Below are 15,247 nucleotides of genomic sequence, written 5' to 3'. Positions count from 1 at the left end.
TCCGATGGTCGGTCGCACTCTGTCACATCACTTGAAGCACGGAAAACTCACTTTTCTCGGCAAGCCCCTCTATAACTCGCTGATCGCGATGGAGCTTGGCTATGTGCGATGGAAAGATAGAAATAAATATTTTGGGCCGACGTCGTTGGTCGATGAAAAATTGACGGCGATCGTCAAGACCTTTGAACGCCCCGAGACTGTAACGCGTTTGCTGGAGAGTATCAAGCGCTTCTATCCGAATATGAGGGTCATCGTCGTGGACGATAGCCGTGAGCCGCTGGAACTCGAAGGTGTAAAGAGGATCGTCCTACCCTATGATAGCGGTGTTTCTGCGGGAAGGCAGGCGGCGCTTGAAGCCGTAGAGACCTCTTATGTTTTGCTGCTCGATGATGATTTCGTCTTTTATGGGGAGACCGATCTGGAACCGGCGATGCGAGCGATGGAAGCGAATGAGGCCATAGATATTATGGGCGGAACGGTTGTCAACCTACCCTCTTTCAAGTCTGCCGACTACAGGAAGGCGGGCCTGCATCCGACTTCGGGGGAATCGGTTTTACCGGAAGGGGCATTACTAGGCGGTTTCCCTGTCTACGACAAAGTGGCGAACTTTTATATCGCCAGGACCCAGCGGCTGAAGCTCGTGGGGTGGGATGCGCGGATCAAACGGCTGGACCACGCCGACTTTTTTAGCCGGGCAAAAGGAGTGCTGAGAACGGTATACAATGAGGGATTCAAAGTCTTGCACGCTCAAACACCGTTCAATAAAGTCTATATGGAAAAACGCCGGGATGTGGCTATGGACCGCCTGGTGATTATGGCGAAGTATTACAAGAAAAGAGAGCTAAAGCGGTTTTTCGGGTTGCTAAAAATCCTTTAAACCTTCGGTAATATGGTGCCTAAAAAGGACTTTTTTACAGATGGCTTGTAAAAAAGTGCCCTATCTGTGGTTCAAAAGCGACGAAAAAGAATGGTAAAAGAGCAGGAATTCAGCGCTATTTTTGCCAAAGTTGCCGGCAGAGCTTCTCTTCTCGTAGACGTCCCTCCCGCCTCAGAAAACGACTCTTTACTGCCTACTTCTATGAGCACCAAACCCTCAAAGCCTTATCCCGGACCTATCATAAGGATCGGGAGTGGATTCAACGTCAGATTCATAGCTATGAACCGCCAAAGACTTCACCACATCCCAGACCGGTCACTTTGGTTATCGATGCGACATTCTTCGGAAAACGGGGAGAGGGCTTTGGTGTTCTTGTAGCTAAAGATATCCTGAGTGGCCAACTGGTAGCGTATCGTTTCATTCAGACTGAGACGCTCAATGAATATGCGATGCTTCGGCAAAGCCTTCTGGATCAGGGCTTTATCATCCAGGCCGTCACCGTCGATGGCCGACGGGGATTGTTTGGGCTCTTTGCCGACCTTCCGGTTCAAATGTGCCATTTCCATCAACAAGCCATTCTCACTCGTTATCTGACGCGCAGACCTACCTATCAAGCCTCTAGGGATCTCAAGCGTATCGCTTCCTATCTTGGACAGACAACCCCCTGCCGTTTCCGCTATATGCTGGAAGCCTGGCTCCAACGGCACAAAGATTTCTATGAAGAGAAAACCCCTGACGATTCTCCACGTGGATGGCATTACACCCATGATCGACTCCGCTCGGCCTATCGAAGTCTTGAACGCAATCTTCCTTATCTCTTCACGTATAAAACCCATCCTCATCTTGGCATAGCCAATACAACCAATACTTTGGATGGTGGACTCTTCTCTCCTATGAAAGCTTTATTGAAAATCCATCGGGGTATTGGAGACTCTATGAAGAAGAAACTCATCACTGATTTCCTAGAAAAAGCAATGAAATAGCAACCCGAAAACCCGCTTTAAGTCAGAAAAGATAAATCTCAATCTCGCTGTTCGCACAGTTTCATAAGACGGCAGAAGAGGAAACGATACACCATTCCGATCGGCCGCAGGGGCCAGTAGAGCCAGAAAAGATTGTCCGCTAGAACGATCGTTCTGCGTTCGTTGATCCCGGGACGGAAGAGAAACTCCAGCAGAGTAAAAGTCTTATAATAGAGATTGTCGCGCAGGGCGATGACCTTTTTCAGTTTGACGAGACTGTCTTCGGGTGTGGGGTTCTCCCACTTGAATTCGTCGACGACGAAAGCGATGAGGTTGTCGAAACGGGCTTGTCGGCAGAGTTTTTCTATTTTTTCAGGCAGCGGCGTGTTGAAAAAATACCGGGCAAGCGCCGGGCCGAGGAGGAACATCCGCAGCGCTCCCAGCTCTTTGGCCCTGTCGATGATGTCGTCCCAGTCTAGATCCGGTACGTTGCGGATGAAACGGTCGATATCGACGATCCAGCACATGCGTTCCCAGATATGTTTGGAGCCATGGAGTGAATGATAGAGTAGATGAGTTTCGTACCGGAGCGTTGGGATCGCCGAGCCGTTGATGGTGACCTGAGCCGTTTCTTCCCAGGGTTGGAGTTTCTGGGTCGACAGGGCCAGCTTGCGAAAAAAATCCCAGTGGATTTCGATGGCCAGGCCGCGTTTCCTGTCATAGAAGGGGCAGTCATTGTTCATCTCGAACATGACTTTGTCCCCCGTGAATGTTTCGATCGGAAAACGAGGTTCATACCCTTTTTCGGTCATTTGTGAAGCGATCTTTCGGAAATCTTTGCGGTGGATCAGAATATCCAGGTCTCCGAACTGTCGCAGAGTAATATCGCCGTAGGCGATCTGTGCGAGGGTAGGGCCTTTGAAAGCCAGTACTTCGATGTCGTTCTCTCGGAGCAGGCGAAAGATTTTGATGAGCTCTGCGGACATCAGGATATTTCTCTGGACGATGGCGAAGTATCGTGGCTTGAGCTCGATAAGGAGATTCCGGATTTTGGATTTTGGATTTTGGGTTGGGGGTGTGTCATTCTGGGATGAAGAGGTTTGGATCGATTTCTCGATCGCTTTGAGATTTTTGTAAACCAGGGGAAGGACCCCGTGCCGGCTCGAGAGCTCCAGCAGATTTTGAATGTCGAATTTCGGGTCCCGGATCGTGTCGAGGATCAAATCGATGTCGTCTTGTGACGGCTTTGCCTGGCAGCAGGCGATGAGGAGACGGAGCTCCCGGGAGAGAGTGTGCACTTCTTGGATTTTGGATTTTGGATTTTGGATTTTAGGTTGGGGGTTGGATGGGCCGGTTTGCATCCGGTATTATAGCAGGGGGGTGTCGATGAGACGATTTGTATGATTTTGCTATAATATTCTGTAGGCTGGAAGAGAATTTGAGTTATTAATTCTTTGAAGGTGTGCGGGGAAAGAAGGAGAAAAGGTGAAAAAAATTATCACATTACTTTTTATTCTGGTACTACTCCCTTTATCACTCTTTGGATGGAAAATGGAGAGTGGGACGATTACCCTTCCCGAGACGACAACGGGTTCGACGACGTGGCAGCACGTGACCTTCAAGCAGAGCTATGATGCTGCGCCGCTGGTCTTTGCCATGCCCAACGAAGGGAGCGGCTATGACGGGGATGACCCGGCGGCACTGCGCATCAAAAATGTAACGACTACGGGCTTCGATATCGTGCAGGTAGAAGCAGAGGGGCAGGATGGCCCCCACCCCGAAATGATGCCCATTCACTATTTGGCAATGGATGCGGGAGAGCATACACTGCCGGATGGCACGAAGATCATAGCGGGGACAGTTGATACCACCGCGCATCAGGGGAAAAACACTTCGGGAAGGAGTTGGGAAACGGTAACTTTTTCCTCCTCTTTTGCATCGACCCCGATTGTCCTAGGGATGATCCAAACGGTGAATAACGAGCAGAATCAAATTCCTGGGGATGTTTCCGTTCCCTGGATGGTGACGGCGATAAGTAATATCGATTTGGATGGTTTTGATACGGCTCTGGATATGGTCAAAACAGATGAGGGTACGATAAAAAGCAACGAAACGATTGCCTATCTGGCTATACCGGAAGGCGTATCCGGAGTGTTCTATGACAGCAATGGCACTTGTCGGAAAATCGCTTATGAAACGGATTTGATAACGGATGTGAAAGGGTGGGATAACGGATGTTATATCCAGGATTTTAACCAGGCCTATAGCAGCGCTCCCAATGTGATCGGTAATATGCAGACAAGAAATGGAGGAGATGGGGGTTGGCTGCGACGGTGCAGTCTCAGCGAAACCCAAATCGGGGTGACCGTGGATGAGGATGTGTATAGGAACCGGAAACACGGAAAAGGTGAAAATGCGGGACTGCTCATATTTTCTGAAGATTTCACCTACGATTCAACCGTCAATACAACACATTGTGATTTAAGTGCCGAATACCGTCTTGATGAGTGTTACTGGCTGGGAAGCGGCAATTTCGATGTGATCGATTCGGTTGGAGGGAACGATGCGGAAGCCTACAACGATGCACAGCCAGACCGGAACGATGCTATTGTGAATTTCAGCGGTGATTTCGTTTCAGATCGTTATGCACAAACAGAAAATTCGATTTCAATCTCATCGGAATGGACCTTTTCTCTCTGGATGAAGTTCCCACTTGATGCAGCAGGGCATCAGGACTTTTCAAGTGATTCATTGGGTTTTGATTACTATTTTTCGACCGGTTCATTGAATGGGAGAGGGGACCTCCCGGCCTTTACGCTTGATGGTACAGATTTGGGATGGGCAGTATATGATGAAGATGGAGACTTGACTGTACAGGATCTCGATGACAGTATCAACGATGCTGGTTGGAAGATGGTTACTTTTGTGAAACATAGTGACGATACTACCGATCTTTATATAAACGGTCAATTCATCGACTCCATAGATCTGGGAACCGATGGTGATTTTATGTATCTTTTCACCAGTGATGATAATGTAACGGGACAAACTCTTTCAACAAAAGTCGATGAGGTTAAACTCTGGAATCGGGCACTGAGTGCCCAGGAGATCCAGGAAATTTACAATAACGAATCCAGCGGGAAGAATTATGATGGCACAAGCAGGGAGCCGGTGAGCTGCAGCGCTTCCATCGCGGCTAATACCTGGGAGCTGGTCGGTATTCCCGCCGATTTCCGAAACCCGAACAATACCAAAAAGACAGTCGCGGACATTTTCGGTGATGATATGAACGGAACGTATGGGACAGATTGGCGGGTCTATCGTAGGGACTACAGTGACAGCAATAACTCATCCTCGTATACCTTTCTTGACACCAATGATCCGCTGGAATTCGGAAAAGCCTATTGGCTGGGGAGTAAACTGGACAGTCGTTGGAGCGAAAACGGTGCAGTGGCGGTCGATTACAATTCGACCAACCCCGACTGCCCCGCTGCCCGCTGCGTCGAAATTGACCTCAAAAGCGTTTCACTGAATTTCGGCCCTCCCGACAATGATCCCGATGATGGGACGGGTCCTTATCGATACAATATGACCGGTTTTGTAGGCAAGTCGCCTGTGGATTGGGCTGACTGCCGTTTTATCGTCGACGGGGCTGCTTATACGCCGAGTGCTTTTGAAAATGCGGGGTACGGTTCTAAACAGATTTGGCAATATAATCCCGGCGACGGCAATGCCGACAGTAATGGGTACACCACCTGTGACGATACGACTCCGGGTAGTTGTAAACTCGAACCCTACAAGGGATTCTGGGTGGAGTTGCACGGCCCGAGCAAGGGTAAAACGATCAAACTACTGATCCCGAAGGAGTAGAACACCGATGAAAAAAGTAATATCTCTTATTATCGTGTTGAGTGTGGTCCTGCTCGTTGGATGTGGTAGGGGAGGTAATACCGCCGGCGATGCTCCGAAAAGATCGGGCAAACTCGTAACGGTGGAGAAAGAGGCTTCCCAGTGGTCCGTTCGATTGGTGGCACGGGATGAACGGGGGCTTCAGTCGGCCGATGCCCAGTTGGGTGCTGTGGAGGAGGGCGACGCTGAACAGCGACATACCCTCAAAGCCTTGAGTCCCTTTGGCGGAAGCTATCTCGATATCGTCTTTGTCGATCCCGATGGTGTGGAGCCCGGCGAATACAAGAGCAGCTTTCATGAGAGTGTGCCCGGGCAAACCGATGAATGGACCTTTACCGTTCGAGCGGATGCAGACTACAGCGGCAAAGTGTCGCTGAGCTGGCGAGGGCTCTATGTATTAGAGTCCTATACAGACGAAACGGGGCGCATTCGCTATCGGGAACACCGATCTCTGACCAATCCTCTCCTGAAAAAGATGCGGGTGGTAGACATGAAGAGCGGAGAAACAGTCCCGGTGATAACGAAGGGAAAGATGAACTCCATCACATTCGCTATGACTGGAAGCCACAGCCGGACCTTTCGCTGGGAACTTTTGACTGAAGAAAATATGGCTACCGAAGCTGCCGTATCAGAGGAAAAGGGAACTTCAAGCCTGTGGAAGAGGGTAGAACGCATAAGGCAAGAGAAGAAGGTCAAGTTTGATCTGAGCAAGCCTCCAACAATAAAAGGGAATCAGGATGGGACCTAAAAAGGCTTTAGGGATTACGGAAAAAGTTTCGGGAAGAAAAGGAGAAAAACTTTCCAGGTCGAGACGTCACTTCCTGAAGAGAGCTGCCTGGTCTGCGCCGTCTTTGATCGCTTTGGGGCAATTGGCCAAACCGGAGGTGGCGCACGCCGATGGAACAGGTGGGCCGCCTCCGCCTCCCTTCGGCGGCTGGCTTCCGTAATAAGTACTTCTCAAAGCTCAGAGAACGAGAAAGTGTGAAGAGTTTTAATTATGTAGTTTGTTTTGGGGATGAATCCCTTTTGACTGCTTCCAACGATGATGGAGAGATGTCACTTTTGCAGGTGCGGGAGCGGAGCATGCTTCAAAAGCCTTTTTTGCTCAAAAGCCCCTGGGTCGAGTTGTGGGGGCGCCGGGCCCGTTATCTCTGTGACCGGCCCATCCATGCGGCCGATCCGTTACTGGGCTGGGGATTGGAGATCGAGGATCTCGTCACATTGATCTGGCAACCGGAAGAGCGGAGGGTCGAGTACATCCGAGGAAAACACTTTACCTCCCAAAAACTACGCTACTGGGTGCTGCATGCCTTTTTGCCACTGGTCTTCGAACTGGAGGGGCGATGGCGGATGCTCCACGCCGGTGCGGTGAGTGTGGGGGGAAGCGCTTTGGTTTTCACTGCTCCATCCTACGGTGGCAAATCGACCTTGACCGGCTATTTTCTGAAACGGGGGCATAGGCTCTTTTCCGACGATGCTTTGGCGATAGAAAAAAGAGATTCTACCTACTATGCCATTCCCTCCTACCCTTTTCATCGACCCTACCGAAAAGTCGAATCGTTGGGGGAACAGGCCGGAAACTTCGCTTCGGGACCTGCAGAGATCCGGGCTCTCTATAGGCTGGAGCGAATCAATACCGGAACCGATATAGAGATCGAAGCGTTACAGGGCATCGGGAAATTCAAAGCGCTCTACGAGAGTGCATTCGTCGATTTTGATTTTCTGAAGCGGGAACGTTTCGCTTATTTCAGTGATATGGCCCGAGCACTTCCCGTCTATCGGCTTGCCGTGCCCTGGGATAGGAATCGGCTTCCGGAGGTTCATGAAGCCGTTACGGCTCATTTCGAGGGGATAGAGAAAAGATAGATTAGGCTTCCTATCGTTCATAGAGCCTTGGCAATTCCCAGCTCCGACGGTAGGCGATCATACGTATCGCGACTCCCGTGATGAAGAGCAGCGTCAGGAGGAGGGGGTGGTCCCATCCGAGTCGGTGGAGAAGCCAGAGGATCAGCCCGATCCCGATGGCGATAATGCCGTAGAAGCCGCCGTGGAGGACGTAGGGGACTTTGTTGATGAGGATGTCCCTGAGGATTCCGCCTCCGACGGCGGTGGTGAAGGCGAGGAGGGTGACGCCGGCGATGTTGAACCCGGCTTGCAAGCCTGCAAGGGCACCCGAGATAGCGAAAGAGACCATTCCCAACGCGTCGATAAAGACAAAAAGAGTCCGGGATTCCCAGGGGTGCTGATGCATTCGTCTCCAGACCAGCAGGCTGGTGACCAGTATGCCCGTGGAAGCGGGGAGGGAGTGGGTCAGGGAGTAGGGGAGGCGATCGGCGAGCAGGTCGCGAAGGATCCCTCCCCCCAGGGCTGTCAGAAAGCTGCTCAGATAGATCCCCAACAGGTCAAGACGATGACGTACGGCGATGTAGAAGCCGCTGGCGGCGAAGGCGGCGATGCCGAGATATTCTGCGATCAGGAGCAGCATGGCTTTTCCTGATTGCTGAATGAGAAAATAGAAAAGAGAAATGAGAAATTATGGTAGGCGTTGCTTTGCAACGCTTTTTTCCTGGCACTTAACGCATAGCACATAACACGCAAGTCCGATCTCCCGGATCGTCAGTGGTTGAGGATCTGCTGGAGGAAGAGTTTGAGGCGTTCGCTTTCGGGGTGGTGGAAGAAGGTCTCGGGATCGTTCTCTTCGACGATCTGTCCGGCGTCCATAAAGATGACCCGGTCGGCCACTTTGCGGGCGAAGCCCATTTCGTGGGTGACGGTGACCATGGTTTTGCCCTCTTCGGCGAGTTTCATCATGACATCGAGGACTTCGCCGATCATCTCGGGGTCCAGCGCCGAGGTCGGCTCGTCAAAAAGCATAATGTCGGGGTTTTTGCACAGGGCCCGGGCGATGGCGACCCGCTGCTGTTGGCCCCCGGAGAGCTGATTGGGGTATTTGTTGGCCTGTTCGGCGATGTTGACCTTTTCCAGGTAGTGCATCGCGGTTTCGATCGCCTCTTTTTTGGGTTTTTTGTAGACCCAGACGGGGGCGAGAGTGAGGTTTTCGAGGATGGTCAGGTGGGGGAAGAGGTTGAAGTGCTGGAAGACCATCGCCACGTTGGATCGGACCTGCCGCAGGTTTTTGACATCGTTGTTGACTTCGATCCCGTTGACCTTGATGCTGCCCTCCTGATACTCTTCCAGGCGGTTGATACAGCGGATCATCGTCGATTTTCCCGACCCGGAGGGACCGGCGACTACGACGATCTCCCCTTTTTTTACGTCGAGATTGATATCTTTGAGGACGTGGAAATCCCCGTACCATTTGTTGACATTCTGCAGTTGGATGATCGGCTCACCCAGCTGCTTCTCTTTGGGCTTGTCACCCTTCTTCTCCTCTGCGGCCTGGGCCGGGAGTCGGCTTTCGGCCTTTTTATTCTCTTCCTGAGTCTCAATCGTTGATTTCGTTTTTTGTTCTTTCGCCATGGTTCGCGCCTTTAGTGTTTGTTGGTATCAAGTTTTTTCTCCAGCCGCTTGGAGTACATCGACATGCTGAAGGTGAAGATCCAGAAGACGAAGGCGACGAAGACGTAACCTTCGGTATCCATACCCAACCAATCCCGGTCGTTGGCAGTGACGTTGACCATCGCCAGCAGGTCGAAGAGGCCGATGATCATCACCAGGGAGGTGTCTTTGAAAAGACTGATGAAGGTTCCGACCAGGTTGGGGATGGTGACCTTGATCGCCTGGGGAAGGATGACCAGCGCCATCTTCTGCCAATAGCCCAGTCCGAGGGCGTCGGCGGCTTCGTATTGGCCTTTGGGGATGGCCTGGAAGCCGGAGCGGATATTCTCGGCTACATAGGCGGCTTCGAAGAGGGTGATCCCGATCAGCGCCCGGGCGAGTTTGTTGAAGTTGACCCCTTCGGGGAAGAAGAGGGGCAGGACTACCGACGCCATGAAAAGGACGGTGATCAGAGGAACGCCCCGGACGAATTCGATGTAGAAGACGCTGAGGCTCTTGATGATGGGGAGCTTCGATTGACGTCCCAGTGCCAAAAGGATCCCGATAGGGAAGGAGAGGACGATCCCCACCGAGGCGATCACCAGAGTCAGGAGCAGACCGCCCCATTTGCTTGTTTCCACTACAGGCAGGCCGAAATAGCCGCCGTGAAGGAGGATATAGGCATAGATCGGGAAAAGCACGATCAAAAGGAGTTTGAATTTATGAAGCCCCTTGACGAACTTGGCGAAAGCGACCAGGGCCACGGCCGAGGCAAGCACCGTTTTGGGGCGCCAGAGCTGATCGTGGGGGTAGAAGCCGAAGAGGAACATATCGAGCTTCACTTTGATAAAGACCCAACACGCCCCGCCGCCGGCGCAGTCGGCTTTGCTGTGTCCGGCGAAATGGGCATCGATGAAAGCCCATTTGACGAAGGGGGGAATGGTCCAGTAGAGGATCGCCAGCCCCAGAAGGGTAAAGGCGATGTTGAAGGGGCTGGAGAGCAGGTTGTGACGAACCCAGGCGATGGGCCCGCGTTCGACCAGAGGCGGCTCTTTGGCCTGCTTGGGAGGATAGACGGCCATCTTAGCGCTCCTTGATTTTCATTTTGGCGTTAAACCAGTTGAGGATCAGCGAAACGATCAGGCTGATGAGCAGATAGGTTAGCATCGTGATCAAAAGGATCTCCAGGGCCTGGCCGGTCTGGTTGAGACTGGTACCGGCAAAGATCGTCACCAGCTCCGGATAACCGATCGCGGCGGCCAGAGAGGAGTTTTTGATCAGGTTGAGGTACTGGTTGATGATGCTGGGGATGGCGATGCGCACCGCTTGGGGCAGGATCACCAGGCGCAGCTGCTGCAGGGGAGAGAGTCCGAGGCTGGTTGCCGCCTCCTTTTGCCCTTTGGGGACCGCTTCGATTCCGCTGCGGATCGCTTCGGCGATGAAGGTAGCCGTATAGATACTCAGAGCAAAGAGGAGGGCGAGGAATTCGGGGGTAAAGGTTTTGCCTCCCCTGAAGTTGAAGCCGTGGAGCTCCGGATAGACGGCGGTGACGGGACGTCCGGCGATGAGGTAAGCCAGTAGAGGCAGGCCGATGAGGAGGATGATCCCTGTGAGGAAGACAGGAAACTGCTCCCCGGTCTCCTCCTGGCGCTTTTTCGCCCAGCGATGGACGAAGATGATCCCGATGATCGCCGCGACGATGGCGGCTCCGATCATCCATGCTCCATCCTGGAAGACGAGTTTGGGCATAAAGAAGCCCCGGTTGTTGATGAAAACGGCATTGAAAAAGTTGAGGCTGTGCCGGGTGGAGGGGAGGGTGGCCAAAACGACGTTGTACCAGAAAAGGATCTGCAGGAGCACGGGGATGTTCCGGAATGTTTCGATGTAAGCGGCGGCGATCCGGTTGATGAGCCAGTTGGGCGAGAGGCGCCAAATACCGATGAGCAAGCCGATAAGGGAGCTGAAAACGATTCCCCAGAAAGAGACGATGAGGGTATTGAGTAGACCGACTTCGAAGACCTTCAGATGGGTGCTGGCGGGGGTGAAGGGGATCGGCGATTCGGTGATGTCGAATCCGGCCGTGTCATGGAGAAAAGCAAATCCCGTCTTGATCCCCCGCTGCTCGATGTTGTGAGCGGTATTCTGGGCGATGTAGAAGAGAAAGCCGACAAAGAGGGTGATCGCGATGATCTGGTAGAGAATACCGCGGATCTTTTCGTCGCGCAAAAATGATGGCACGTGAATCCTTTGTGAATTAGGAGTTAGGAATTAGGAGTTAGGAATTTTGGCAAATGAGACTTTTTGGGCTCATTCCTACTTCCTAATTACTAATTCCTAATTTTCCAAGCCCCGCAGGGGCGTGGAATTTTAGCGGAACGGGGGAGAGTACTGCAGGCCGCCCTGGGTCCAGAGGGCATTGAGGCCGCGCTGGATCTTGAGCGGGGTTTTGACGCCGACGTTGCGCTCGAAGATCTCTCCGTAGTTGCCGACCTGCTTGATGGCATTGTAGAAGCAGCCTTTCTCGAGTTTGAGGTTGTCACACATTTTGCCCTCGACACTGAGCAGGCGCTTGACTTCGGGATCGGTGCTCTTGGCTTTGGCTTCGTCGACATTGGCCATAGTGATTCCCTTCTCTTCCGCCGTCAGCAGAGCGTTGCGGGTCCACTTGGCGATGTCGAACCACTGATCATCACCGTGACGGACGGCAGGTGCCAGGGGCTCTTTGGAGATGATCTCGGGAAGAACGACATATTTTTCGGGGTTGGCCAACTTGGTCCGGGTGGCGTAGAGGCCGGAAGCATCGGTGGTGAGAACGTCACAGCGTCCCGCTTCGAAAGCTTTGGTCACCTGATCGTTGGTATCGAAGGTGATTGCCTTGAACTTCATATGGTTGGCGCGGAAATAGTCGGCCAGGTTGAGTTCGGTTGTGGTACCGGCCTGGATACAGACGGTGGCACCGTCGAGTTCTTTGGCGCTTTTGACTCCCAGAGACTTGGGAACCATAAAGCCCTGACCGTCGTAGTACATTACGCCGGTGAAATTGATCCCCAGAGAAGTATCCCGAGTCTCGGTATTGGTAGTATTCCGGGAGAGGACATCGATCTCACCGCTCTGCAGTGCGGTGAAGCGCTCTTTGGCGTTGAGGGGGACATACTTGACCTTGGAAGCGTCGCCCAGGACGACGGCGGCCAGGGCCCGGCAGTAGTCTACGTCCAGTCCACGCCACTGACCCTTGGAATCGGCTTCGCTGAAGCCGGGGAGTCCGGTGTTGACCCCGCACTTGAGGATGCCGGCCTTTTTGACGTCATCGAGAGTTCCGGCCGTCGCCAGGGTCGCAGTCGCCAGTGCGGCGACCGCGGAGAGCTTGAGTAATTTTTTCATCATACGATTCTCCTTTGATTGATGGTTGACGCTTTAGTTTAGAATGATTTGGGTTAAACAAAGCTAATAATTTGGAATAAGCTTTACAATTGTTGTGAAAAAATCCCCTACGCCCTCGTTGGGGAAGGGAAAACGCATTAGAGCGGGTCCACTTCCCAGAAAAAGTCGATCCAGGCGGGAGGCTCTTTGAGGGTGAAGTCGGGGCGGATGAGGGATTCGGGCTTGTGAAAGAGGGTTGCGATTTTGAATTGGACTTCGGGGTAGCGTTCTTGGAGCTTTTCCAGGACTGCCACGAGGGTCTCTCCGCTGTCGGCGATGTCGTCGAGGATGAGGACTTTCCTGGCGTCAGAGAGATCGGGGATGTTGAAGATTTCCATGGTTTCGAGCTTCTTCGTGCCGTTGTAGTGGATGGAGTTGAGAGCGAAGAGGCGTCGCGTATCCATAGCGTTGGCCAGGAAATGCCCCATCGTCAATCCTCCCCTCGCCACGGCCAGGAGGGTGTCGGGCCCATAAGAGCGGATCATCTGATGAAGCGTGCGGATATCGTAGAGGAACTCTTCGTATCCGTAGTAGTATTTATCCATTGGGTCCTGCCCTTTAATGCAGGATGAAAACGATCAGACTGATCAGAGTGATGAGGTAGACCCCCACATTGAGTTCGGAGAATTTCCCCTGGGCCAGCTTGAGGAGTGTATAAGCGACAAACCCGGCGGCCAGACCGTTGGTGATGGAGTAGGTCAGCGGCATAAGCAGCACCGTGAAAAAGGCAGCGCTGGCGGTAGCGAGGTCCATGGCGCCGAAGTCCATCTTGCCCAGCTCGGTGAACATCAAGATCCCCACGATGACCAGGACGGGATAGATGGCGGGTCCAGGGATCGCCTTGAAGATCGGCAGCATAAAGAGGGTCAGGATGAAGAAAGCGGCGGTAAAGATAGCCGTCAGGCCGGTGCGTCCGCCCGCTTCGACTCCGCTGGCCGATTCGATGAAGCTGGTCGTGGTGGAAACCCCCAGCAGCGACCCGGTGACCGTGGCGACGGCATCGGCTTCAAACGTTTTTTCCAGCGCTCTGTCGGGGTCATCTCCCTCCTGGAAAAGCCCCGCCCGGGCTCCGACGGCGGTGAGGGTTCCCAGAGTATCAAACATATCGGTTACCAAAAAGGTGATAATGACCGGTAAAAGGGAGAGACTGAGGGCGGAGACCACATCGAGCTTGAAGGCGATGGGTGCGATGGAGGCGGGCATACTCAGCAGCCCCTCCGGCAGTTTCCCAAGCCCCGTGACCCAGGCGACGACGGAAGTGAGCAGGACACCGAGGATAAAAGCCCCCTTGACCCGGTAGATATAGAGGATCAGCGTCAAAAAGAGTCCGAAGATCCCCAGTAGTACTTCGGGAGATCCCAAATGTCCCAGACTTACAAGGGTGGCTTTACTGGGGACGATGATGCCCAGCTGCTTGAGGCCGATAAAGGCGATGAAAGCCCCGATTCCCGCGCTGATGGCTCGGCGCAGGTCCATAGGGATCGAGTGCATGATCCAAACCCGAAAGCGGGTAAAGGAGAGGAGCACGAAGATCACCCCGGAGAGAAAGACGATTCCCAGAGCCGTCTGCCAGGGGAGCTTCATCCCCAGAACCAGGCCGTAGGTGAAGTAGGCATTGAGCCCCATCCCCACGCTCATTGCCACAGGAGTGTTGCTCCAAAAGCCGTTGAAAGCGGTGGCGAGGATGGTGATGAGGGCGGTGGCGGTGATCACCGCGGGCATAGGCAATCCCGCGTCGGCCATGATGAATCCGTTGACCGGGACGATATACATCATGGTCAAAAAGGTGGTCAAGCCGGCAATCAGCTCGGTTCGTACGTTGGTTCCTTTTTCAGCCAGTTTGAAACGTTGGAGCAAGGGCGATCCTTTTTAAAAGGGTAGGGAGAGAAAAAGTATAACACGAAGAGCGAAAGGGCAGGTAAAAAGTTTTTGATGAGCTTCGGGAGGACGGGGGCTTATTGGCAGATCCACTCTGCCTGTACGATTTCCCTCTCTCCTTCATAGACCGTCGCGATGAAACGGTCGCTCCGCTCATAGGTTGAAACACCCTTTGGCGTTCCGGTCATAATGATGTCTCCATCCTCCAGGGTCATAAAGCTTTGGATCTCCCGGAGCATCTTCTGGGGTTTGTAAATCATCAGGTCATAAGAGGCGTGTTGGGCCAATTTTCCGTTGTGATAGAGTTCGAAACGCAGATCCTCCAGTTTTCCCTCAAAGGGGACAAAATGGCTCAATACCGCCGCCCCGTCGAAGGCTTTGGCCCGTTCCCAGGGTAGTCCCTTGGCTTTGAGGCGGTTTTGGATCTCGGCGTGGGTCAAATCCAGGCCGAAGCCGATCCCTGCGATTTCGCCGCTTCTTATCAAAAGGCAGAGCTCCCCTTCGAAACGGGTATCGGGCCTGAAGGCGCGCAGCGTATCGGTGACGGCGGAGTTGGGTTTGTTGAAGATGACCATATCCTCAGGCATTTCGTTGCCCAACTCTTCGATATGCTCGACGTAGTTTCGGCCGATACAGACCACTTTGCTCGGGGTGAGGAGCTCTTTTCCCATTTGGATCGTATTCATCAATATTCCTTGCGGTT

At 52.9% G+C, this 15,247-nt stretch carries 14 protein-coding genes; 5 read left to right on the top strand and 9 right to left on the bottom strand.

The features are described 5' to 3' along the window. The first annotated feature begins 4 nt into the window (after positions 1-4). Complete coding sequence (locus tag NITSA_RS08680; RefSeq protein ID WP_013554643.1) at positions 5-877, top strand: glycosyltransferase family 2 protein; 873 nt, start codon at positions 5-7, stop codon at positions 875-877. Between the two features lie 62 nt (positions 878-939). Next, complete coding sequence (locus NITSA_RS11165; protein WP_083799710.1) at positions 940-1,860, top strand: IS256 family transposase, variant Zn-binding type; 921 nt, start codon at positions 940-942, stop codon at positions 1,858-1,860. A gap of 38 nt (positions 1,861-1,898) precedes the next feature. Here the strand turns inward: NITSA_RS11165 and NITSA_RS08670 are convergent, their stop codons facing one another. Next, positions 1,899-3,137 carry a nucleotidyltransferase domain-containing protein gene (locus tag NITSA_RS08670; RefSeq protein WP_042203924.1) on the bottom strand — a complete coding sequence of 413 codons (1,239 nt, stop codon included), beginning with the start codon at positions 3,135-3,137 and terminating at the stop codon, positions 1,899-1,901. A 187-nt stretch (positions 3,138-3,324) separates the two neighbouring features. Here NITSA_RS08670 and NITSA_RS08665 point away from each other — a divergent pair, with 187 nt between their 5' ends. The 3 genes from NITSA_RS08665 (at position 3,325) to NITSA_RS08655 (ending at position 7,614) form a co-directional block, all read left to right on the top strand. Then, the gene (locus NITSA_RS08665) at positions 3,325-5,709 is read left to right on the top strand and encodes an H-type lectin domain-containing protein (RefSeq protein WP_042203921.1); all 2,385 of its coding nucleotides are present in this window, start codon (positions 3,325-3,327) and stop codon (positions 5,707-5,709) included. 7 nt (positions 5,710-5,716) lie between these two features. Further along, the gene (locus NITSA_RS08660) at positions 5,717-6,496 is read left to right on the top strand and encodes a hypothetical protein (RefSeq protein ID WP_013554640.1); all 780 of its coding nucleotides are present in this window, start codon (positions 5,717-5,719) and stop codon (positions 6,494-6,496) included. Positions 6,497-6,801: 305 nt separating this feature from the next. Next, complete coding sequence (locus NITSA_RS08655; RefSeq protein WP_052296618.1) at positions 6,802-7,614, top strand: phosphoenolpyruvate carboxykinase (ATP); 813 nt, start codon at positions 6,802-6,804, stop codon at positions 7,612-7,614. A 10-nt stretch (positions 7,615-7,624) separates the two neighbouring features. Here NITSA_RS08655 and NITSA_RS08650 read toward each other — a convergent pair whose 3' ends face one another. The 8 genes from NITSA_RS08650 to NITSA_RS08615 form a co-directional block, all read right to left on the bottom strand. Continuing rightward, positions 7,625-8,233 carry a trimeric intracellular cation channel family protein gene (locus NITSA_RS08650; protein ID WP_013554638.1) on the bottom strand — a complete coding sequence of 203 codons (609 nt, stop codon included), beginning with the start codon at positions 8,231-8,233 and terminating at the stop codon, positions 7,625-7,627. A gap of 131 nt (positions 8,234-8,364) precedes the next feature. Continuing rightward, positions 8,365-9,228 (bottom strand): amino acid ABC transporter ATP-binding protein, encoded by an 864-nt coding sequence (locus NITSA_RS08645; RefSeq protein WP_013554637.1) that lies wholly within the window; start codon positions 9,226-9,228, stop codon positions 8,365-8,367. 11 nt (positions 9,229-9,239) lie between these two features. Continuing rightward, entirely contained in the window at positions 9,240-10,328 is a 1,089-nt protein-coding gene (locus tag NITSA_RS08640; protein WP_013554636.1) for an amino acid ABC transporter permease, read from the bottom strand. 1 nt (position 10,329) lies between these two features. After that, the gene (locus tag NITSA_RS08635) at positions 10,330-11,484 is read right to left on the bottom strand and encodes an amino acid ABC transporter permease (RefSeq protein WP_013554635.1); all 1,155 of its coding nucleotides are present in this window, start codon (positions 11,482-11,484) and stop codon (positions 10,330-10,332) included. A 129-nt stretch (positions 11,485-11,613) separates the two neighbouring features. Next, entirely contained in the window at positions 11,614-12,630 is a 1,017-nt protein-coding gene (locus tag NITSA_RS08630; RefSeq protein ID WP_013554634.1) for an amino acid ABC transporter substrate-binding protein, read from the bottom strand. A gap of 134 nt (positions 12,631-12,764) precedes the next feature. After that, on the bottom strand, positions 12,765-13,211 hold the full coding sequence (locus NITSA_RS08625; RefSeq protein ID WP_013554633.1) for a phosphoribosyltransferase: 447 nt from the start codon (positions 13,209-13,211) through the stop codon (positions 12,765-12,767). Between the two features lie 13 nt (positions 13,212-13,224). Then, positions 13,225-14,523, bottom strand: coding sequence for an NCS2 family permease (locus tag NITSA_RS08620; protein WP_013554632.1), 1,299 nt, complete (start codon positions 14,521-14,523; stop codon positions 13,225-13,227). A 98-nt stretch (positions 14,524-14,621) separates the two neighbouring features. Next, on the bottom strand, positions 14,622-15,230 hold the full coding sequence (locus NITSA_RS08615) for a fumarylacetoacetate hydrolase family protein (RefSeq protein WP_013554631.1): 609 nt from the start codon (positions 15,228-15,230) through the stop codon (positions 14,622-14,624). Between the last annotated feature and the right edge of the window lie 17 nt (positions 15,231-15,247).

Source organism: Nitratifractor salsuginis DSM 16511, from assembly GCF_000186245.1.
GTDB lineage: Bacteria > Campylobacterota > Campylobacteria > Campylobacterales > Sulfurovaceae > Nitratifractor > Nitratifractor salsuginis.
Note: the sequence above shows the minus strand (reverse complement) of the source record. Positions and strands in the feature narration are given on the sequence as shown.

Bases quoted from the DNA above. Each gene is read 5' to 3' on its own strand.
- NITSA_RS08630 (WP_013554634.1), bottom strand. From the start codon at position 12,630: ATGATGAAAAAATTACTCAAGCTCTCCGCGGTCGCCGCACTGGCGACT.
- NITSA_RS08625 (WP_013554633.1), bottom strand. From the start codon at position 13,211: ATGGATAAATACTACTACGGATACGAAGAGTTCCTCTACGATATCCGC.
- NITSA_RS08645 (WP_013554637.1), bottom strand. From the start codon at position 9,228: ATGGCGAAAGAACAAAAAACGAAATCAACGATTGAGACTCAGGAAGAG.
- NITSA_RS08680 (WP_013554643.1), top strand. From the start codon at position 5: ATGGTCGGTCGCACTCTGTCACATCACTTGAAGCACGGAAAACTCACT.
- NITSA_RS08640 (WP_013554636.1), bottom strand. From the start codon at position 10,328: ATGGCCGTCTATCCTCCCAAGCAGGCCAAAGAGCCGCCTCTGGTCGAA.
- NITSA_RS08660 (WP_013554640.1), top strand. From the start codon at position 5,717: ATGAAAAAAGTAATATCTCTTATTATCGTGTTGAGTGTGGTCCTGCTC.
- NITSA_RS08615 (WP_013554631.1), bottom strand. From the start codon at position 15,230: ATGAATACGATCCAAATGGGAAAAGAGCTCCTCACCCCGAGCAAAGTG.
- NITSA_RS08655 (WP_052296618.1), top strand. From the start codon at position 6,802: ATGTCACTTTTGCAGGTGCGGGAGCGGAGCATGCTTCAAAAGCCTTTT.
- NITSA_RS08650 (WP_013554638.1), bottom strand. From the start codon at position 8,233: ATGCTGCTCCTGATCGCAGAATATCTCGGCATCGCCGCCTTCGCCGCC.